A 16,131-nucleotide genomic window follows, 5' to 3' on the forward strand; every position below is an offset into this window, starting at 1 on the left:
TTGGTTAAATTGGTTTAATGTCTTTGATGTAATGAATTGGCAACATGTATATTTATGGATTATTCTTTTAGACGATGGTTTTATATTATTAGACATAAATTTAAACTATTGCCTCATAAAATTCTTATTGTTAAAATAAATTTGGATAGACTAAGGGATTAAATTTGGATGAAAGAGTATGATGAGTAACGAGATAGAACTAAAAAAACAAGGCGTCATCAAGCGCCTTACAAACAAAACTTTCAAATTTGACCCAAGGATTGCCGAGGGCTTTTATACTGCAAGATATTTTTTGAAGATAAATCAGGTCATAAAGCAAAATTTGCCTAATCAACACGTGACTATGCAGTTTTTTCAAAGAGCTGATAACATCACTCTGTGCGGGATCGATGAAGCCATAGCGATAGTGCATACCTTTGCCAAAGAGCCTGAGAAGCTTGAAATTCAGGCGTTAAACGACGGAGATATCATAAATGCAAACGAACCTGTTTTAAAGATAAGCGGCAAGTATGAAAATTTCGGCTTTTTAGAAAATATTATAGATGCCACGCTAGCTCGCAGAAGCTCGGTAGCTACGAATGTCGATAGAGCCTTAAAGGCTGCAAACGGCAAGATAGTCTTTTCTATGGCGGATAGGCAAGATGACATCTCAACGCAGATAGGCGATGGATACGCCACTTATGTTGCAGGCATAGATCGTGTTTCAACCGACGCTCAGGGCTTTTGGTGGGGTGGCAAAGGTATAGGAACTATGCCGCACGCGCTTGTTCAGATGTGCAAGGGAGATATAGTAAAGGCGTGTGAAATTTACGCTAAAACCTTTCCCGGTGAGCTTGTAACCGCACTTGTTGATTACAATAACGACGTGATCACTGACGCACTTTTAGCCGCAAATGCGCTAAAATCAAGGCTTGGTGCCGTTAGGGTTGATACATCTCAAAGCCTCATAGACAAGTATTTTGAGGATAAAGACACAAGCGGATTTGATCCGCATGGAGTCTGTAAAGAGCTTATCTTTGCGCTTCGCAAAGCGCTTGATGAAAATGGCTTTAATTATGTTAAGATAGTCGTTAGCTCAGGCTTTACTCCTGAAAAAATTGCCGAATTTGAAGCGCATGATACGCCTGTTGATATCTATGGCGTAGGAAGCTTTACCGTTAGAAACGATACTTGCGGATTTACGGGCGATCTTGTGGAGCTAAACGGCAAAGCAGAAGCCAAAGCAGGACGCCGAAATTTCATCTCCGAGCGCTTGCAAAAAGTAGAATTTGAAAGATAAATTTAGGCGCAAACGAGCTAAATTTGCGCCTGTAAGTTTATTTTATAGATTCAAGAGCGCTGCAACATTGAGCTGAGCCTATATCGCAGCCTTTTTTGAAGTAAATTTTAGCCTTTTCAAGATCCTTTGCGACCCCGCTTTCAGCAGGCGGCATCTGGTATGTGTAGCCCGCAAAGAGGCAAGATTCAACCAAGCCGTGTTCGCAGCCCTTGTCAAAATACTCCACCGCTTTGGCAAATTGCTTTTCTTGGTAGTATGCAGAGCCCGCGTATTCACATCCAATGGTGATCTTGGCTTCGCAAGCTTTTGCCGCGTTATCTTTATCTTTTACGTATTTTCTTGAAGCTTCATGATCTTTTTTTGTAAAGGCTAGCAAATAATACCCAAACGCCTTTATCTCGTCTTTTTTGCCGTATTTGTCGTCTTGGTAAATTTCGCCCAGCTTTGCGCATCCGTCAAATCTATCGCCCCCGCAAATTTGGCTTAGAATTTCGATCGCTTTGTCTATGTTTTTCTCGACACCTTTGCCGTCTCTATAGCCCATCGCTACGAATTTGCAACCGTCATCGTAGCCGCCGTTGCAAAGCTTTGAAAATATCTCAAAGCCCTTTTTAGGATCGTGCTGCGCGCCGTTTTTGCCTTCAGTGTATGAGTATCCAGTCCATAAACATCCTAAATTTGAGCCCAAATCGCAGGCTTTTTGGTAGTATTTGACATCTTGTTTTTCATAAGCGTAGTCTATACAAGCTGATGCATCGCCGCTTTCACAACCTTTTTCAGGGCTTACGGCTGTTTTGTCTTTTACTTTATTGCAGCAATCGGATCTTTTACCAAATGATATCTCGCAGCATTTTTCATAAGCCTGTTTTGCAAGTCCCGAGTCTTTTTTGACATAAGAGCCCTTTCCGAACTCATAAAGCTGCCCAAGCTCTTTGCAAGAAGAATCAACTTTTTCTTTATAGCAACCTAGCTTGAAGTAGTGCTCCGCGTCTTTCCACTGGCCTTTGGATTTTGCCGCTAGCCCGTTGTTGTGATTTGGTCCGGCTTGTGCTACCGACAAGCAACTAAATACTAAAAACAGGGTTAAAGCTAACTTTTTCATAGACTCCTCCTTGCGAGTAAATCTGTAAGAATTATAACCTTTTTAATATATTTTTAATCTAAATTATAACAACTTCCGTTTTTAGTTCTACGCCGAATTTTTCCAGCACTAGCTTCTTGGCTAAATTTATGAGATTTATTGCATCATCAAAGCTTGCATTATCAAAATTTATTAAGAAATTTGCGTGTTTTTCGCTAAATTTTGCACCGCCGATAGAATGTCCTTTTAACCCAACGGCCTCGATAAGTCTGCCCGCGTAATCGCCCGTTGGATTTACAAAGCAGCTTCCAAAGCTGGCTCCTTTTGGCTGGTTTGAACGTTTAAGCGCAAATTCGCTTGCAAGTGTGGAGTTAAAGCCTTTTGTCGCTTTAAATTTAGCTGCAAAAACAATTTCGTTTAGCTCGCAATATCGGTAAGCAAATTTTATCTCTTCTTTTTTTATCCAGCCTCGTTTTAAACGCACTTCAAGCAGATTGTCACTCATGGAAATTCCACAAAGCCCCGCGTTCATCTTGATCATGCCTCCAAGGGTGCCGGGGATATTTTGCAAAAACTCAAAGCCCGCTAGATCGTGCTTTTTGGCAAAATTATAAATTTTACCGCTCTTTGTAGCTGCGCCTATCTCTAAAATTTCGCCTTCAAGCTTTATATAGTCAAATTTATCGCTTAAGATCGCCATTGGCGCAGGGTTTGGCGAAACTAAAAGGTTGTTTCCGCCGCCTATTATCACGCGACCTTGCGTACCATCTTGCGTGCTATCTATGAGCAAAACCTCGTGCATGCCGCCTATCTTAACCGAGGTAAATTTAGAAAAATCAATAAGCTTGGTCATTGAACAAAGTGTGGGATAAACTCGATCATGCGGATGGTAAAATCAACCATCATGCTCACCATCCAAGGCATGAGAAATATGATAACAACGACTACAAGGATAATCTTTGGCACGAAACTTAGCGTCATCTCGTTTATCTGCGTGGTCGCTTGAAAGATACTGATGATAAGACCGGCACTAAGACCTGCTAAAAGCATAGGGAAGCTAAGATAAAGCGCGGTTTTAAAGGTCTCTATGCCTAGTTCGATGAGGGTTGATTGCATTTAGCTAAACCTTATGTCGTTGTATTCGGTTGGCACCAGATAGTCGCGCGCGTCTACGAGCTCATCGTAAAAGCCGTGCTTATAGCCTATCTCAAACAGCTTATTTACGGCGTTTAGCTGCGTTTTGTTCATCGATACGGAGCTATCGTTGGCGTATAAATTTAGATAAATTTTAAGCTTTTCTTTATCGACTCGGATCAAATTTCGCTCCATGAGCATGTGAGATAAAAACGGCTTATGATCGGTTGCAATTTTAACGGCTTTGGTAAGTACTCGCTCGCACTCTATGGCGTCAGTTATGGGAAGTGAACGACGAACGGCCATGCCGCCAAGCGGAAGCGGTAAATTATCACCTGCAAACTCACGCCAGATATCCCAAATTTCACGCTCTACGCAAAGTTCGTCACTAAAAGTTAAGATGCTTTCGTGAATTAGCACTCCTGCATCTACTTCGCCGCTTAAAACGGCATTTTCTATCTCTAAGAAATTTTTATAAACTATGCGCGCCTCAGGATATGCCACGCGAAACAAAAGCGCGTTTGTGGTGTGTTTGCCTGAGAGCGCGACTTTGAAATTTCGTTTTAGAATTTTATCTTTTTTCTTTACCAGTTTTGGTCCGTATCCCTCTCCAAAACTAACCGCACACCGAAGCAAGGCATAGTTATCCCTTATAAGCGGATATAATCCAAAACTAATCGCGGTAGCGTCGTAAGTACCTTTAAGCGCCTCAACGTTAAGCGTTTGGATGTCTAAAGCAAGGTTGCTAAAACGCAAATTTGCAGAATCAACCCAGCCGAATTTTATCGCCATATACATAAAAATATCGTCCGCATCGGGCGAATGCGCTACGCTAATATCTTTAAAATGTCTCAAATTTAATCCTTTTTAGGATTATAGGTTAAATTTTATGAATAGTTGATTAAATAGCCTATTATTAGAAGTTATCTTTATATTTTTTAAAAGAATTAAATAAACCGAAATTCATCTTAAATTTGATAAAATCAGGCAATTTAATTATAAAATTTAAAGGCAACAAATGGCGGCAGAAAAAGAGGATAAGAAAAAAGTAGGATCGGCTGAACTTGATGCTGATAAGAAAAAAGCGCTAGAGCTAGCCTTAAAACAGATTGATAAGTCATTTGGTAAAGGCACGGTTGTCAGGCTTGGAGATAGAGAGATAGAGCCGATAGATAGCATCTCTACGGGCTCGCTAGGACTTGATTTGGCGCTTGGAATAGGTGGAGTTCCAAAGGGAAGAATTGTAGAAATTTATGGACCTGAAAGCTCGGGAAAGACTACTTTAACCCTTCATATCATTGCGGAGGCTCAAAAGGCCGGCGGAGTATGCGCCTTTGTTGATGCCGAGCACGCTCTTGATGTAAAATATGCCGCAAATTTAGGTGTAGATACGGATAATCTTTATATTTCTCAGCCAGATTACGGCGAACAAGCACTTGATATCGTAGAGACTTTGGCCAGAAGCGGAGCTATTGATTTAATAGTTGTTGATAGTGTTGCTGCTCTAACTCCTAAAAACGAGATAGAAGGGGATATGGGCGATCAGCACGTAGGTCTTCAGGCTCGTTTGATGTCTCAAGCTCTTAGAAAGCTCACCGGAATTTTACACAAGATGAATACAACTGTAATATTCATCAATCAAATTCGTATGAAAATCGGTGCTATGGGATACGGCACACCTGAGACTACTACGGGTGGAAATGCGCTTAAATTTTATGCCTCCGTTAGAATAGATGTTCGTAAAATCGCTACTTTAAAGCAAAACGAAGAGCCTATAGGAAACCGCACTAAGGTAAAAGTAGCAAAAAACAAAGTCGCTCCTCCATTTAAAGTGGCTGAATTTGACATTATGTTTGGCGAGGGAATTAGCAAAGAAGGCGAGATAATAGACTACGGCGTGAAGCTTGATATCGTAGATAAAAGCGGCGCTTGGTTTAGCTATAAGGCAAATAAACTCGGTCAAGGTAGAGAAAATGCCAAAGCTTATTTAAAAGAGCATCCTGAAGTGGCCGAAGAGATCGTAGCCACGATAAAAGGCTCAATGGGTGTTGATCATATCATAGGAAGTTCAAAAGATGACGACGATGCGTCAGAAACAGGAGATGAATAATGGTTTTTATAGAGGATGTAATGGCGATAGAGGTTCTTGACAGTAGAGGCAATCCGACTGTGCGCGCAACTGTGTGCTTAAGCGACGGCACAGTAGCAAGTGCAACTGTTCCAAGCGGAGCAAGCACCGGCAAACGTGAGGCTTTAGAGCTTAGAGATAAAGATAAGCGCTACTGCGGTAAGGGCGTGCTAAAAGCGGTTAGCAACGTAAACGAAGCTATCGCAGAGGCTATCATCGGACTTGACGCTTACGATCAAAAATCTATCGATGAAGAGATGAAAAGGCTTGATGGCACTCACAACTACTCAAATTTAGGTGCAAATGCCGTTCTTGGCGTATCTATGGCGGTTGCTCGAGCAGCTGCAAAAAGCCTAAATATACCGCTTTATCGCTATCTTGGCGGAGTAAACGCAAGTGTGCTTCCTGTGCCGATGTTTAACATTATAAACGGCGGAGCTCATGCGAACAATAGCGTGGATTTTCAAGAATTTATGGTGATGCCGTTTGGATTTGAGACCTTTAGCGATGCGCTAAGAGCGGCCACTGAAATTTATCACGAACTAAAGGCTATCTTAAACGCCGGCGGACATAGTACGGCAGTGGGCGATGAGGGTGGATTTGCTCCAAATTTAAAGGATAACGAAGAGCCGATCGCTATCATTATGGAGGCGATCAAAAAAGCTGGCTACACCGCAGGAGAGCAGATAAAGCTAGCTCTTGACGTGGCTGCAAGCGAGCTTTATAAAGACGGCAAATACGAGCTTGAGGGCAAAAAATTTAGCTCTGAAGAGCTTATAGAATACTACGCAAAACTTTGCGATAAGTATCCGATATTTTCTATCGAAGACGGACTTAGCGAGGATGACTGGGACGGCTGGGCGAAGCTTACGGCTAAGCTTGGAAGCAAGGTTCAGCTAGTTGGCGACGATCTTTTTGTAACCAATGAGAAAATTTTAAGAGAGGGCATACAAAAAGGCGTTGCAAACGCGATCTTGATCAAGCCAAACCAAATCGGAAGCGTAAGCGAAACGATGCAGACAATCCGCCTAGCGCAACGCAAAGGTTATCGCTGCGTGATGAGCCATAGAAGCGGTGAGAGCGAAGATAGCTTTATAGCTGATTTTGCCGTAGCGATGAATACGGGTCAGATAAAAACGGGCGCAACTTCAAGAAGCGAAAGAAACGCTAAATACAACCGCTTGCTTGAGATCGAGCTTGAGACGGATGAATTTTTAGGAAATGAAATTTGAGTGAAATTTTAAAGGAGTATGACGAAAATGAGATAAGGAGATCATACTCTTTTAAAAATTTCTTAAGACTATTTATAATAACCATCATTGTCATATTGTTTGGTGTATATATTGGAAATATGGTATTTGGTAAGCGCTCTTTGGATGTGATGTTAAATTTGCAAGATCAAAGAGAGCGGCTCAAAAAAGATGTTGAAATTTTAAAAAAATATAATGCAGAGCTTCAAAAGACATATTTTGAACTGAAAGACCTTGAACCTTAAGGATGTTTTAACAATGAGAAAAATTTGGTTTTTGATACTATTTTTATGTTTTTGTTTTGGTAGAGAAAATCCTTTTGTTCCAGTGGGTAAACTAAATACAAATATCGTGACCACTAATATAGTAGAGACTCTATCTCCTTTTGATAAGCAACATATTAAATTCCCAAGCGATACTAAAGAGTTTATATCACTTACTTTAAAATATAAAAATTTAGATGGCAGTGTAAGAGAAAAGATTATAGATGTAAACAAAAGCATAGATTGGCAAGATGAGTTTGTTTTGACTAGAGTTGCTACGCCGTCAGTGGTTACAAAAACTGATGTATCGGTTACAAAAGATGAAGCAAAGATAGCTATAAAAGCCATAAAAAAAGATGAAAATGCAACTCTCAAAAAGGAGATTAAAAAAGAGATTAAAGTAGATGAAAATTTAACCAAGAAAGAGCCATTAAAAGATGTTGTAATAATACCGGTTGAAGATATCAAGCAGACTCCGATTAAGACTATAAATTTTAGAAAAATGACTCTTGAGGTTGATTTGATGCAAATTAAGTTTTTGACCTCTGAGAAAAAAATTAGAGATTTTAAAATAGATAGAGATAAGAAAATAGTAATAGACTTTAGCAATTCTTTAAATTTTTACACAAAGACATTCAAGCTTGATTGCGGAGCGTTTAAAAGCATAACCTTTGGTGCTCATGATAAATTTTATAGAGCAACTATAAATCTTGATCAAAAATACAACTATACTATTGAAAATATAGAAAACGGGTATATTTTAAAAGTTAACAAATAGTATACAATATTTACACCTAAATACATTCCAGACTAATTTTAATAGCAATAAATTTAAATTTGTTAATAATTCAGTAATTTATATTTTAAAAATTGAAGTAAAAATATATTACGAATCTATAAAAAAATGTTTCCAATTGTAACATAATGAAAGTTTTTTATTCTACTACTATTAATTACACTATTTAATATATTTTTATAATTAGTAATTAATATTATTTATACTTTAAGTATAAATTTAATACATTTTTTTCAGATAATTTATTATTCTGTATTAACGATATTTCAATATTTTTAAATAAAATTTACCACCTTAGTAATACTTGGTACTATTGATACTAGGTATCAACACTAAAAATACTCATATATAAAAAGTTACATAAAAGTTATACAAAACAACAGTGAGAGCATTTTTTATTTTAAATACATAACAAGAAAAATTTTAATTACATAAGAATTTTAATATTTATTTAAAATAAAAAGTATTAGGATTTTATTAAATAAATGTTTTATATACAAATTCTCTTGCTCGTGAAAGGAGGGTTGTCGGCAAGAGCGGGGGTTGCTCTTTAACGGTATAGAAGAGCGGTATTCGAGGTTGAGACAGGTTTAATCTGCTCTCTTTGAAGATTGAGACATCTTTATAAGATGTTTTGATTCTATACTGATTATTTTATGTTGTTTAAAAAATATATTGTGTTTTAAAAAATATTAAGGAGAATAAGATGAAACAAGGTTGGTTAAAATTTATAACCTGTAGTTTTTTTCTTGCTATGTGCGCTGTGCCTAATCTAGCTGCATCGGACAAGCATGAAGAGCCTTTTGTTCAAGGAGAAACATTCCAAAATGATGGCGTTTCACCAAGAACATTGGAAGACTATGTTGGACATGAGAAAGAGTATTGGGAGTATTTAAAGAAAAATCACCCTGTATTTAAATATGAAAAAGATGGAAGATTGGTCGGTAAATACGGCTTAAGTGACCGTGTTGAAGAGTTTATCGAGATAAACCAAGGTCCTGCTTATGCGAAAGAGAACAATATGGAGCATACTGCTGTTACATATCGTCTTGGCATGGAGTCATTCCTTGACTTCCCTAACAAATTTGTTGGACATAAAAAATGCGGCGAGTGCCACCCCGCTCAATATATGCAATGGGAGCGTTCACGTCACGCTAAAACCGTAAGATGGCCAGAAGAGCTTGATGAGGTTGGAGGAGACGTTAAAAAAGGACTTCCTGGAGCACTTCCTACAACTCCTATTCTAACAACAGGTATCGAGCCTGATGATATATTTGCTATCATCGGAACACCAAGAACAAAATATGGCTTCCTTGACAAATGGTTAGTTCGTGGTACATATCACGTTGAGGATGGAAAATTAAGCGATCTTACCGGTAAACTAGTAGCTGGTGGTAACCAATACTCAGTTTTATGGGCTAAATTCCTAACTCCTGAAATGGCTAAAAAGATAGCAGAATTCTCTCCAGGGTTCCCTACCAAAATGGAAGATTTCGGTAAGAGCGGTTCTCATATGTGGGGTATGAACTCATATGGTGCTTCAAATAGAAAGAATTTCAAATTCCAACCAGCAAGTGCATATTGCGAAATTTGTCATACATTTAAATTTGACTTCAAAACTAAAGACGAATTCTATGCAGCTCTTGGTGATTCTAAGAAATTAAGAGAGCATACTATAACAAAAGGTATTAGCTGCGAGGAGTGTCACGGTGCTGGTGCTCACTTGTATGGTGCTAGAGGTGCTGGTATGCCAAGCAATTGCGAAAGATGTCACCAAAGATTTGCTTGGCATAAAGCTGATGCTGAAAAGAACCCAAGAAAACAATTTAACGCATACTTTAAATCATCTTGTCCATCATGCGGAACAGAGGGTGCTCAAATGTTTAGCTCCGCTCACTATGACGAGGGTATGAGATGTAGTACTTGCCACGATCCACACGAAGTTACAGCTAACGATTGGAAAGATGGCTATACTCTAACAGGTCTAAAAAAGACTTGCGAAGACTGCCACGAAGTTCAAAAGAGCTTCTTTAAACAAGGCGGAATTCACGCGAAAGACAATTGTACAGGATGTCATATGCCTAATATGATGAGTTGTGAGAACTTCGCAGCTGTTCAAAACCCTGATAAAGCTGGATTTGATAACGTTCGTGCAGCACACATCTGGAACATCATGGTTGATAAAGATAGAAAATCAATCAACCCACCTGAAGGCAAACCAAGAGATCCTATGACCGTAAAAGGCTGGACACTTGATAGAGATGAAAACGGAAGATTCTTCGTTGACTTGATGTGGTCATGCGGTAGAACAAGCTTTAGCGATCCTAACCTAATGGCTCCTGGATCTAGCGGTTGCCATAGCCCTGTTCAATCAACATTGCCTGATAAGCTTAAATTTACAGATCAAGCTATGATCTATGATTTGGTTATGGAGTGGCAAATGCCTGTAAAAGATGGATATTCAAAAGCTGAGATCGGACTTAGAAAAATAGATAGAGCAATGAGCAACAATAAAAAACTATCTACAGATCAAAAAGCTAGAATTATATCTTTTGCAAAACAAGCGCAAGACATACTAGATAAAGTACAAAAAGACGGCTCTTGGGGCGTTCACGGTCCTAAATATTCTTTAAAACTAGTTGATGAAGCTTTGATTTACGTTGAGCAAGCAACTGATATCTTAGAAGGTAGAACAAAATAAATCAAACGGCTCGTGAGGCTTTTCTTTTAAGCCTCACCCGCTATAACTTGATGATTTCATCGAGATTATAAAAAGGAAAGAATATGTATGGATTGTGTATGAGATTTATGATACTTTTTGCTTTAGTGATATCTCATAATCTTTTTGCTAATATGGATTCGCCTCTGAATTTCGGTATTGAGGGCGCAAAATCTCTTAGTATAAATCAAGCCGAGAAGATGCTTGGTCAAAAAGATACATACTTTATTGATATGAGTTCACCGGCTGGTCGTATATCCGGGCACATTCCTGGTGCGATCTTAAATAATGCAGATGATTTAAACATATCGCTATTGCCAAAAGATAAAAAGGCTCATTTGATATTTTACTGCGATAACAGAATGAGTTTTGATAGTAGCGTTGCAGCAAAAGTTGCTAAAAGTCAAGGCTATGAGAACATCTATATTCTTAATGATGGTATAGAGGGATGGATTATAGCTGGAAATAAATTTGAAAAACCTGGCAAAGCTAGGAAACAATTAACAAAAGAGAAGATAGAAGATTACGATGATGGAATCCACGGCGGTATGCTTTTTGGAAAAATTCCATCTTGTAGAGATTGCCATAGCTCAGATAAAATTCCATTTGCTTCAAAAGAGCAACGTGAAGAGCTTTTTAAAGATAAGGCATTTGTAAACGACAATTGTATGAGCTGTCATAAAGATGTCAAAAAAGACTTTATGGGCAGTGTTCACGATGAGAACGCTCATAAAAATTTAGCTCCTGATAAAGAGCTTCCAAATTGTAGTGATTGTCACTCTGTGCACACAGCTGGTGCTAAAATGCATCTTGATATCAAACAGCTTAGCGAGCAAAAGTGCGGTTCTTGTCACGAAGAACAACAAAAGCATTATCATGATACATTCCATGGTAAAGCACTGCTATTAAATAAACCTGGTGAAGCACCAAGGGTTGCTGCGTGTTTTGATTGTCACGGAACACACAACGTATTTAAGATCGACGATCCTAGATCGACTCTAGCTATGACAGAAAATCGTATCAAGACATGTTCTGAGTGTCACCCTAACGCAAACGCAAATTTCGTTAGCTTCGTAGCTCACGCAGACCATACCGATGGCGAGAAATTCCCGCTGCTTCACTCTGCGTATATATTTATGACAGGTCTTGTGATAGCGGTATTTGCATTCTTTGGTTTCCATACATTCTTGTGGTCGATTAGACTAATCAGAATGAGACTTGAAAATCCGGTCGCTTGGAAAAAAGCAAGAGAAGCAGCTCACCACGATAGAGTTAAGGTAAAACGCTTTAGCGCATTCCATATGTGGCAACACTTCTTTATGGCTGCATCGTTCCTTGGACTTGCATTCTCGGGTTTGCCGCAAAAATTCTATACGGCTCCTTGGGCTCAAGATATGATGAATTTAATGGGCGGACCTATCATGGCTACTCAAATTCACCATATATCAGCGGTAATAATGTTTGCAGTGTTCTTCAGCCACATAGCTGAGATCATGATGAACCTAGGCAAATTTAAAATATTTGGTGAAGATAGCTTGATGCCAAATCTTCAAGACTTTAGAGATATGAAAGATCACTTCATGTGGTTTATCGGTAAGGGCGAAAGACCTCAGTTTGACCGCTGGACATACTGGGAGAAATTCGACTACCTTGCGGTGTTCTGGGGTATGTTTATCATAGGACTTTCAGGTCTTATATTATGGTTTCCTAACTGGTTTGGTAACTTCTTACCGGGATGGATGATCAACCTATCAACTCTAGTTCACTCAGACGAAGCGTTGCTAGCGACAGGATTTATCTTCGCTATCCACTTCTTTAATACTCACTTTAGAGCAGACCGCTTCCCAATGGATACGGTAATCTTCTCAGGAAGCCTAACTGCCGAAGAGATGAGACAAGAAAGAAGCAAGTGGTATGACCGCTTGATGAAGAACGGAATGCTAGAAAAGCTTATCGAAAAAGAGGACAAGTTTGCTTCATACTCTCTGCTTGCCAAACTTGCAGGTTATGCTATGCTAATTACTGGTATGGTGTTCTTGTTTATGATGATTTACGCTTTTATAGCTTAAATTTTAATTTTTAATCCCTGCTACAAATTCCCCTGCTGACAAGCGGGGGAATTTTATTATTTTTCTATTTTGCTTTTCAAAATAAAATTCAATTAAAAATATAATTTTAAAGTCTTTTCAATATGTTTTTTGGTAATATCTAGGATGTAATTTATATCATAGGGAGCTTTTATGGGTGGTATTGGTTTAATCGTGTGTTTTCTTATAGCTATCGCTTTGATGATATGGCTTATATCCAAAGTCGGAGTTCATCCATTTCTTGCTATTATGGTTGTATCTTTAGCTCTTGCTATAGTAGCTGACATTGATCTTGCTAAAATTCCTGGTATTATAGGAAATGGATTTAGTGGAATATTTAAAAGTATAGGCATAGTTATTATTTTTGGTGCACTTATAGGTATGGCGCTGGAAAAAACAGGCGCAGCGCTGAAATTAGCAGATATTGTTATAAAATGTGTTGGCGAGAAAAGACCTGAAATGGCGATGCTTATCATGGGCTGGATTGTTGGAATTCCAGTTTTTTGCGATAGTGGATTTGTTGTACTTGACCCAATTCGTCGCGCCATCAAAGAAAAGATAAGTGCGAATCCTGTCGGTATGGCTGTAGCACTATCAGGAGGTCTTTATACATCTCACGTATTTATTCCTCCTACTCCGGGACCTATTGCTGCAGCGGGACTTGTAGGTGTCGGTGGAAATTTACTATTAGTGATTATGGTTGGCATGGTAGTGTCTATACCTGTTCTTATTGCTGCATACGCCTATGCAAAATACATAGGAACTAAGATAACTTTAAAAGAGGATATGCAAGATATTGGAAAGAGCTATGATGAGATTATTAAAAGTCATGGTGTGCTACCAAGTGCTTTTTTAAGCCTTGCCCCTATCTTTGCTCCTATTGTCTTAATGGCACTTGGTTCAATTGTGAAGATGGCTAAACTTCAAGGCGGTTTTGCAAATTTTATGCTGTTTTTGGGAAACCCTGTAATAGCTCTTGGTATAGGTGTAATTTTTGCTGTTGTATTACTAGCAAAAACAGGCAAGATTGGCGAATTCAATCTAATGACAAACGACACTTTAAAAATAGTGGGTCCGATTTTATTTATAACTGCGGCAGGCGGTGTTCTTGGCAAAGTTATTGCAGAAGCCGGATTTGTTGAATTTATGAAACAAAATGCTCATATAATAGGCTCTGTAGGCATATTTTTCCCGTTTATTATCTCGGCTATCATAAAAACCGCACAAGGAAGCTCAACAGTAGCTCTTACTACAACGGCTGCTATTATGGGACTTTTCACCGATGGAACATCTATGATGGCTACTTTGGGTCTTACTACGGAGATGGGCGCGGTGCTAACCGTAATGGCTATAGCTGCTGGTGCGATGACAGTTTCTCATGCCAATGATAGCTATTTCTGGGTTGTAACCAACTTTAGCCAGATGACGCCCGAGCAAGGATATAAAACTCAAACTACTCTTACGCTAATAATGGGTCTTGTAGGTATTTTAACCGTATGGATAGCTTCACTTATATTGCTATAGTTTGTAAATATTGCATTTTTGGCTAAAATTGGTATTTATTTCCAAATTTAGCCATTGGAATTTATAAATTTAGGGAGAAATTATGAGGGTTTTGGTCGCGGTAGATTCTTTTAAAGGATCGCTCAGCTCACTTGAGGTTGGCAAAGCAGTAAAAGAAGGCATAAAAAACTTATGTGATGAGGTTATAGTAAAGCCTATAGCAGATGGCGGAGAGGGAAGTGTAGAAGCTCTTGCGGATGCGCTTGGCGGAACTTATGTAGACGCGATAGTTCAAAATCCACTAGGCGAGAAAATCCCTGCTAGATACGCTTTGGCAGGAGATCTTGGAATATTGGAAATGGCAAGCGCAAGCGGACTTACTCTTGTAGAGCCAAATCGCAGAAATCCTATGAAGACTAGCACATATGGTTTTGGACAGATGATACTTCATGCGATTCATAAGGGTGCAAGAAAGTTTATAATAGGTATAGGCGGAAGCGCAACCAATGACGCAGGAACAGGTATGCTAAGTGCGCTTGGATATGAATTTTATGATGAAGACAGTAATTTGTTAGAAGGAATCGGTGAAAATTTGATAAAAATCACTAGAATTTCAGAATCTAATGTGTTGCCAGAGCTTAAAGAGTGCGAGTTTTTAATAGCCTGTGATGTTGACAATCCTCTTTTTGGTAAAAACGGAGCCGCTTACATTTATGGACCTCAAAAAGGAGCTAATGAGCAGATGGTAAAAGAGCTTGATGCAGGACTTATAAGTTTTGCAAGCGCCACAAGTGAGTATTTTTCTAGCGAATTTTGGAATTTTAAAGGTGCAGGCGCTGCCGGAGGATTGGGGTTTGGATTTGTTAGCTATCTAAACGCCAAGCTAAAGTCAGGAATTGATATTATTACAGAAGAGATTAGACTTGAGGATGAGATTAAAAAGGCGGATCTTGTAATAACCGGAGAAGGCAGAATGGACTATCAGAGTGCTATGGGTAAGACACCTATAGGTGTTGCAAAAATAGCTAAAAAACACAACAAGCCAGTAGTTTCAATAGCAGGATGCGTAAAAGAAGATGCTAGAATCTGCAATGAAAATGGTATAGATGCTTTTTTTAGTATCTTAAATGAGCCTATGACTCTCAATGAAGCAATGGATGAAAATACTACAAGAGAGAACATAAGGCGAGTTTGCGAGCAAGTAATTAGGCTCTATAAATTATAACTTTTTGATATGCCTGCCTCCTTGGCAGACATATTTATTATATTATTTCGCTTTAGCTTCTACTTCTATTTTAAGCTCAACTTTGTTTGAAACCATTGCATCAGGGAATTTTTCACCTATGCCAAAATCCTCTCTTTTTAAATCCCCATTTACACTAAAGCCTATTACCTCTGCGCCGCTCATGTTTTTACTATCTCCATGATACTCAAAGTCTAGCTTAATAGGCTTTTTAACACCTTTTATGGTTAAGTCACCATAAATTTTACCTTCGTTTGAACCTTCTTTTTCAAATTTAGTCATTTTAAATGTGATTTTGTCAAATTTGGGCGTATCGAAAAAATCATTATTCTTTAAATGCTCGTCTCTCTTTTGATTTTGTGTGTTAATAGAATTTGCGTCTATGCTAACCTCAAGTGCTTTTAGCTCATTTGATGCTTTATCATAGTCGATTAAGGCATTATATTGTTGAAAATTTCCTCGAACTTTTGAAATTTTTAGGTGTCTAACCATAAATCCCAAGTCGCTATGAGATTTATCTATTTCATAGCTTGCTGCATTTAAAAAGCTTGCGCAAAGCGCTGCTAAAACAGAAAATTTGATAAATTTTTTCATTGTTGTTCCTTTTGAATAATTTTTCAAAAGTATAATTTAAATTTAAAAACAGAT

General features: G+C 38.5%; 14 protein-coding genes. 9 read left to right on the top strand and 5 right to left on the bottom strand.

The genetic code is table 11. The features are described from left to right. Nucleotides 1-181: 181 nt before the first annotated feature. Nucleotides 182-1,279 (top strand): nicotinate phosphoribosyltransferase, encoded by a 1,098-nt coding sequence (locus CDOM16189_RS05305; RefSeq protein WP_169975426.1) that lies wholly within the window; start codon nt 182-184, stop codon nt 1,277-1,279. A gap of 37 nt (nt 1,280-1,316) precedes the next feature. Here CDOM16189_RS05305 and CDOM16189_RS09785 read toward each other — a convergent pair whose 3' ends face one another. From CDOM16189_RS09785 to CDOM16189_RS05325, 4 genes are read right to left on the bottom strand one after another with little or no spacing between them, the layout of a single operon-like run. Then, a complete protein-coding gene (locus CDOM16189_RS09785; RefSeq protein ID WP_211436591.1) occupies nt 1,317-2,381 on the bottom strand; it encodes a tetratricopeptide repeat protein in 1,065 nt (354 codons plus the stop codon). Between the two features lie 58 nt (nt 2,382-2,439). After that, nucleotides 2,440-3,213: a UDP-N-acetylmuramate dehydrogenase gene (locus CDOM16189_RS05315; RefSeq protein WP_169975428.1), complete on the bottom strand. Its 774-nt coding sequence runs from the start codon at nt 3,211-3,213 to the stop codon at nt 2,440-2,442. After that, complete coding sequence (fliQ, locus tag CDOM16189_RS05320) at nt 3,210-3,476, bottom strand: flagellar biosynthesis protein FliQ (RefSeq protein ID WP_169941033.1); 267 nt, start codon at nt 3,474-3,476, stop codon at nt 3,210-3,212. Before fliQ ends, CDOM16189_RS05315 begins: the two co-directional genes overlap by 4 nt. Beyond that, on the bottom strand, nt 3,477-4,349 hold the full coding sequence (locus CDOM16189_RS05325) for a menaquinone biosynthesis family protein (protein WP_169975430.1): 873 nt from the start codon (nt 4,347-4,349) through the stop codon (nt 3,477-3,479). Nucleotides 4,350-4,512: 163 nt separating this feature from the next. On the opposite strand from CDOM16189_RS05325, the gene recA reads away from it, so the two are divergent. The 8 genes from recA (at nt 4,513) to CDOM16189_RS05365 (ending at nt 15,465) form a co-directional block, all read left to right on the top strand. Beyond that, nucleotides 4,513-5,604: a recombinase RecA gene (recA, locus tag CDOM16189_RS05330; protein WP_169975432.1), complete on the top strand. Its 1,092-nt coding sequence runs from the start codon at nt 4,513-4,515 to the stop codon at nt 5,602-5,604. Further along, the gene (gene eno / locus CDOM16189_RS05335) at nt 5,604-6,854 is read left to right on the top strand and encodes a phosphopyruvate hydratase (RefSeq protein WP_169975434.1); all 1,251 of its coding nucleotides are present in this window, start codon (nt 5,604-5,606) and stop codon (nt 6,852-6,854) included. Before recA ends, eno begins: the two co-directional genes overlap by 1 nt. Beyond that, entirely contained in the window at nt 6,851-7,117 is a 267-nt protein-coding gene (locus CDOM16189_RS05340) for a septum formation initiator (RefSeq protein WP_169975436.1), read from the top strand. Before eno ends, CDOM16189_RS05340 begins: the two co-directional genes overlap by 4 nt. Before the next feature lie 13 nt (nt 7,118-7,130). Then, a complete protein-coding gene (locus tag CDOM16189_RS05345; RefSeq protein WP_170000806.1) occupies nt 7,131-7,913 on the top strand; it encodes an AMIN domain-containing protein in 783 nt (260 codons plus the stop codon). A 772-nt stretch (nt 7,914-8,685) separates the two neighbouring features. Then, nucleotides 8,686-10,632: a multiheme c-type cytochrome gene (locus tag CDOM16189_RS05350; protein WP_249321585.1), complete on the top strand. Its 1,947-nt coding sequence runs from the start codon at nt 8,686-8,688 to the stop codon at nt 10,630-10,632. Nucleotides 10,633-10,715: 83 nt separating this feature from the next. Then, the gene (locus CDOM16189_RS05355; protein WP_170000808.1) at nt 10,716-12,719 is read left to right on the top strand and encodes a rhodanese-like domain-containing protein; all 2,004 of its coding nucleotides are present in this window, start codon (nt 10,716-10,718) and stop codon (nt 12,717-12,719) included. A 171-nt stretch (nt 12,720-12,890) separates the two neighbouring features. Then, nucleotides 12,891-14,261 (top strand): GntP family permease, encoded by a 1,371-nt coding sequence (locus tag CDOM16189_RS05360; RefSeq protein ID WP_170000809.1) that lies wholly within the window; start codon nt 12,891-12,893, stop codon nt 14,259-14,261. Between the two features lie 82 nt (nt 14,262-14,343). Next, nucleotides 14,344-15,465 (top strand): glycerate kinase family protein, encoded by a 1,122-nt coding sequence (locus tag CDOM16189_RS05365; RefSeq protein WP_170000810.1) that lies wholly within the window; start codon nt 14,344-14,346, stop codon nt 15,463-15,465. Between the two features lie 42 nt (nt 15,466-15,507). Here the strand turns inward: CDOM16189_RS05365 and CDOM16189_RS05370 are convergent, their stop codons facing one another. Continuing rightward, a complete protein-coding gene (locus CDOM16189_RS05370; RefSeq protein WP_170000811.1) occupies nt 15,508-16,077 on the bottom strand; it encodes a YceI family protein in 570 nt (189 codons plus the stop codon). Nucleotides 16,078-16,131 lie beyond the last annotated feature (54 nt).

This window comes from Campylobacter sp. RM16189, from assembly GCF_012978815.1.
Classification (GTDB): Bacteria; Campylobacterota; Campylobacteria; order Campylobacterales; family Campylobacteraceae; genus Campylobacter_A.

What these genes read in the sequence shown, in the direction of transcription:
- CDOM16189_RS05305 (WP_169975426.1), top strand. Translation starts at nt 182, where the DNA reads ATGAGTAACGAGATAGAACTAAAAAAACAAGGCGTCATCAAGCGCCTT.
- CDOM16189_RS09785 (WP_211436591.1), bottom strand. Translation starts at nt 2,381, where the DNA reads ATGAAAAAGTTAGCTTTAACCCTGTTTTTAGTATTTAGTTGCTTGTCG.
- CDOM16189_RS05315 (WP_169975428.1), bottom strand. Translation starts at nt 3,213, where the DNA reads ATGACCAAGCTTATTGATTTTTCTAAATTTACCTCGGTTAAGATAGGC.
- fliQ (WP_169941033.1), bottom strand. Translation starts at nt 3,476, where the DNA reads ATGCAATCAACCCTCATCGAACTAGGCATAGAGACCTTTAAAACCGCG.
- recA (WP_169975432.1), top strand. Translation starts at nt 4,513, where the DNA reads ATGGCGGCAGAAAAAGAGGATAAGAAAAAAGTAGGATCGGCTGAACTT.
- eno (WP_169975434.1), top strand. Translation starts at nt 5,604, where the DNA reads ATGGTTTTTATAGAGGATGTAATGGCGATAGAGGTTCTTGACAGTAGA.
- CDOM16189_RS05345 (WP_170000806.1), top strand. Translation starts at nt 7,131, where the DNA reads ATGAGAAAAATTTGGTTTTTGATACTATTTTTATGTTTTTGTTTTGGT.
- CDOM16189_RS05350 (WP_249321585.1), top strand. Translation starts at nt 8,686, where the DNA reads ATGTGCGCTGTGCCTAATCTAGCTGCATCGGACAAGCATGAAGAGCCT.
- CDOM16189_RS05355 (WP_170000808.1), top strand. Translation starts at nt 10,716, where the DNA reads ATGTATGGATTGTGTATGAGATTTATGATACTTTTTGCTTTAGTGATA.
- CDOM16189_RS05360 (WP_170000809.1), top strand. Translation starts at nt 12,891, where the DNA reads ATGGGTGGTATTGGTTTAATCGTGTGTTTTCTTATAGCTATCGCTTTG.
- CDOM16189_RS05365 (WP_170000810.1), top strand. Translation starts at nt 14,344, where the DNA reads ATGAGGGTTTTGGTCGCGGTAGATTCTTTTAAAGGATCGCTCAGCTCA.
- CDOM16189_RS05370 (WP_170000811.1), bottom strand. Translation starts at nt 16,077, where the DNA reads ATGAAAAAATTTATCAAATTTTCTGTTTTAGCAGCGCTTTGCGCAAGC.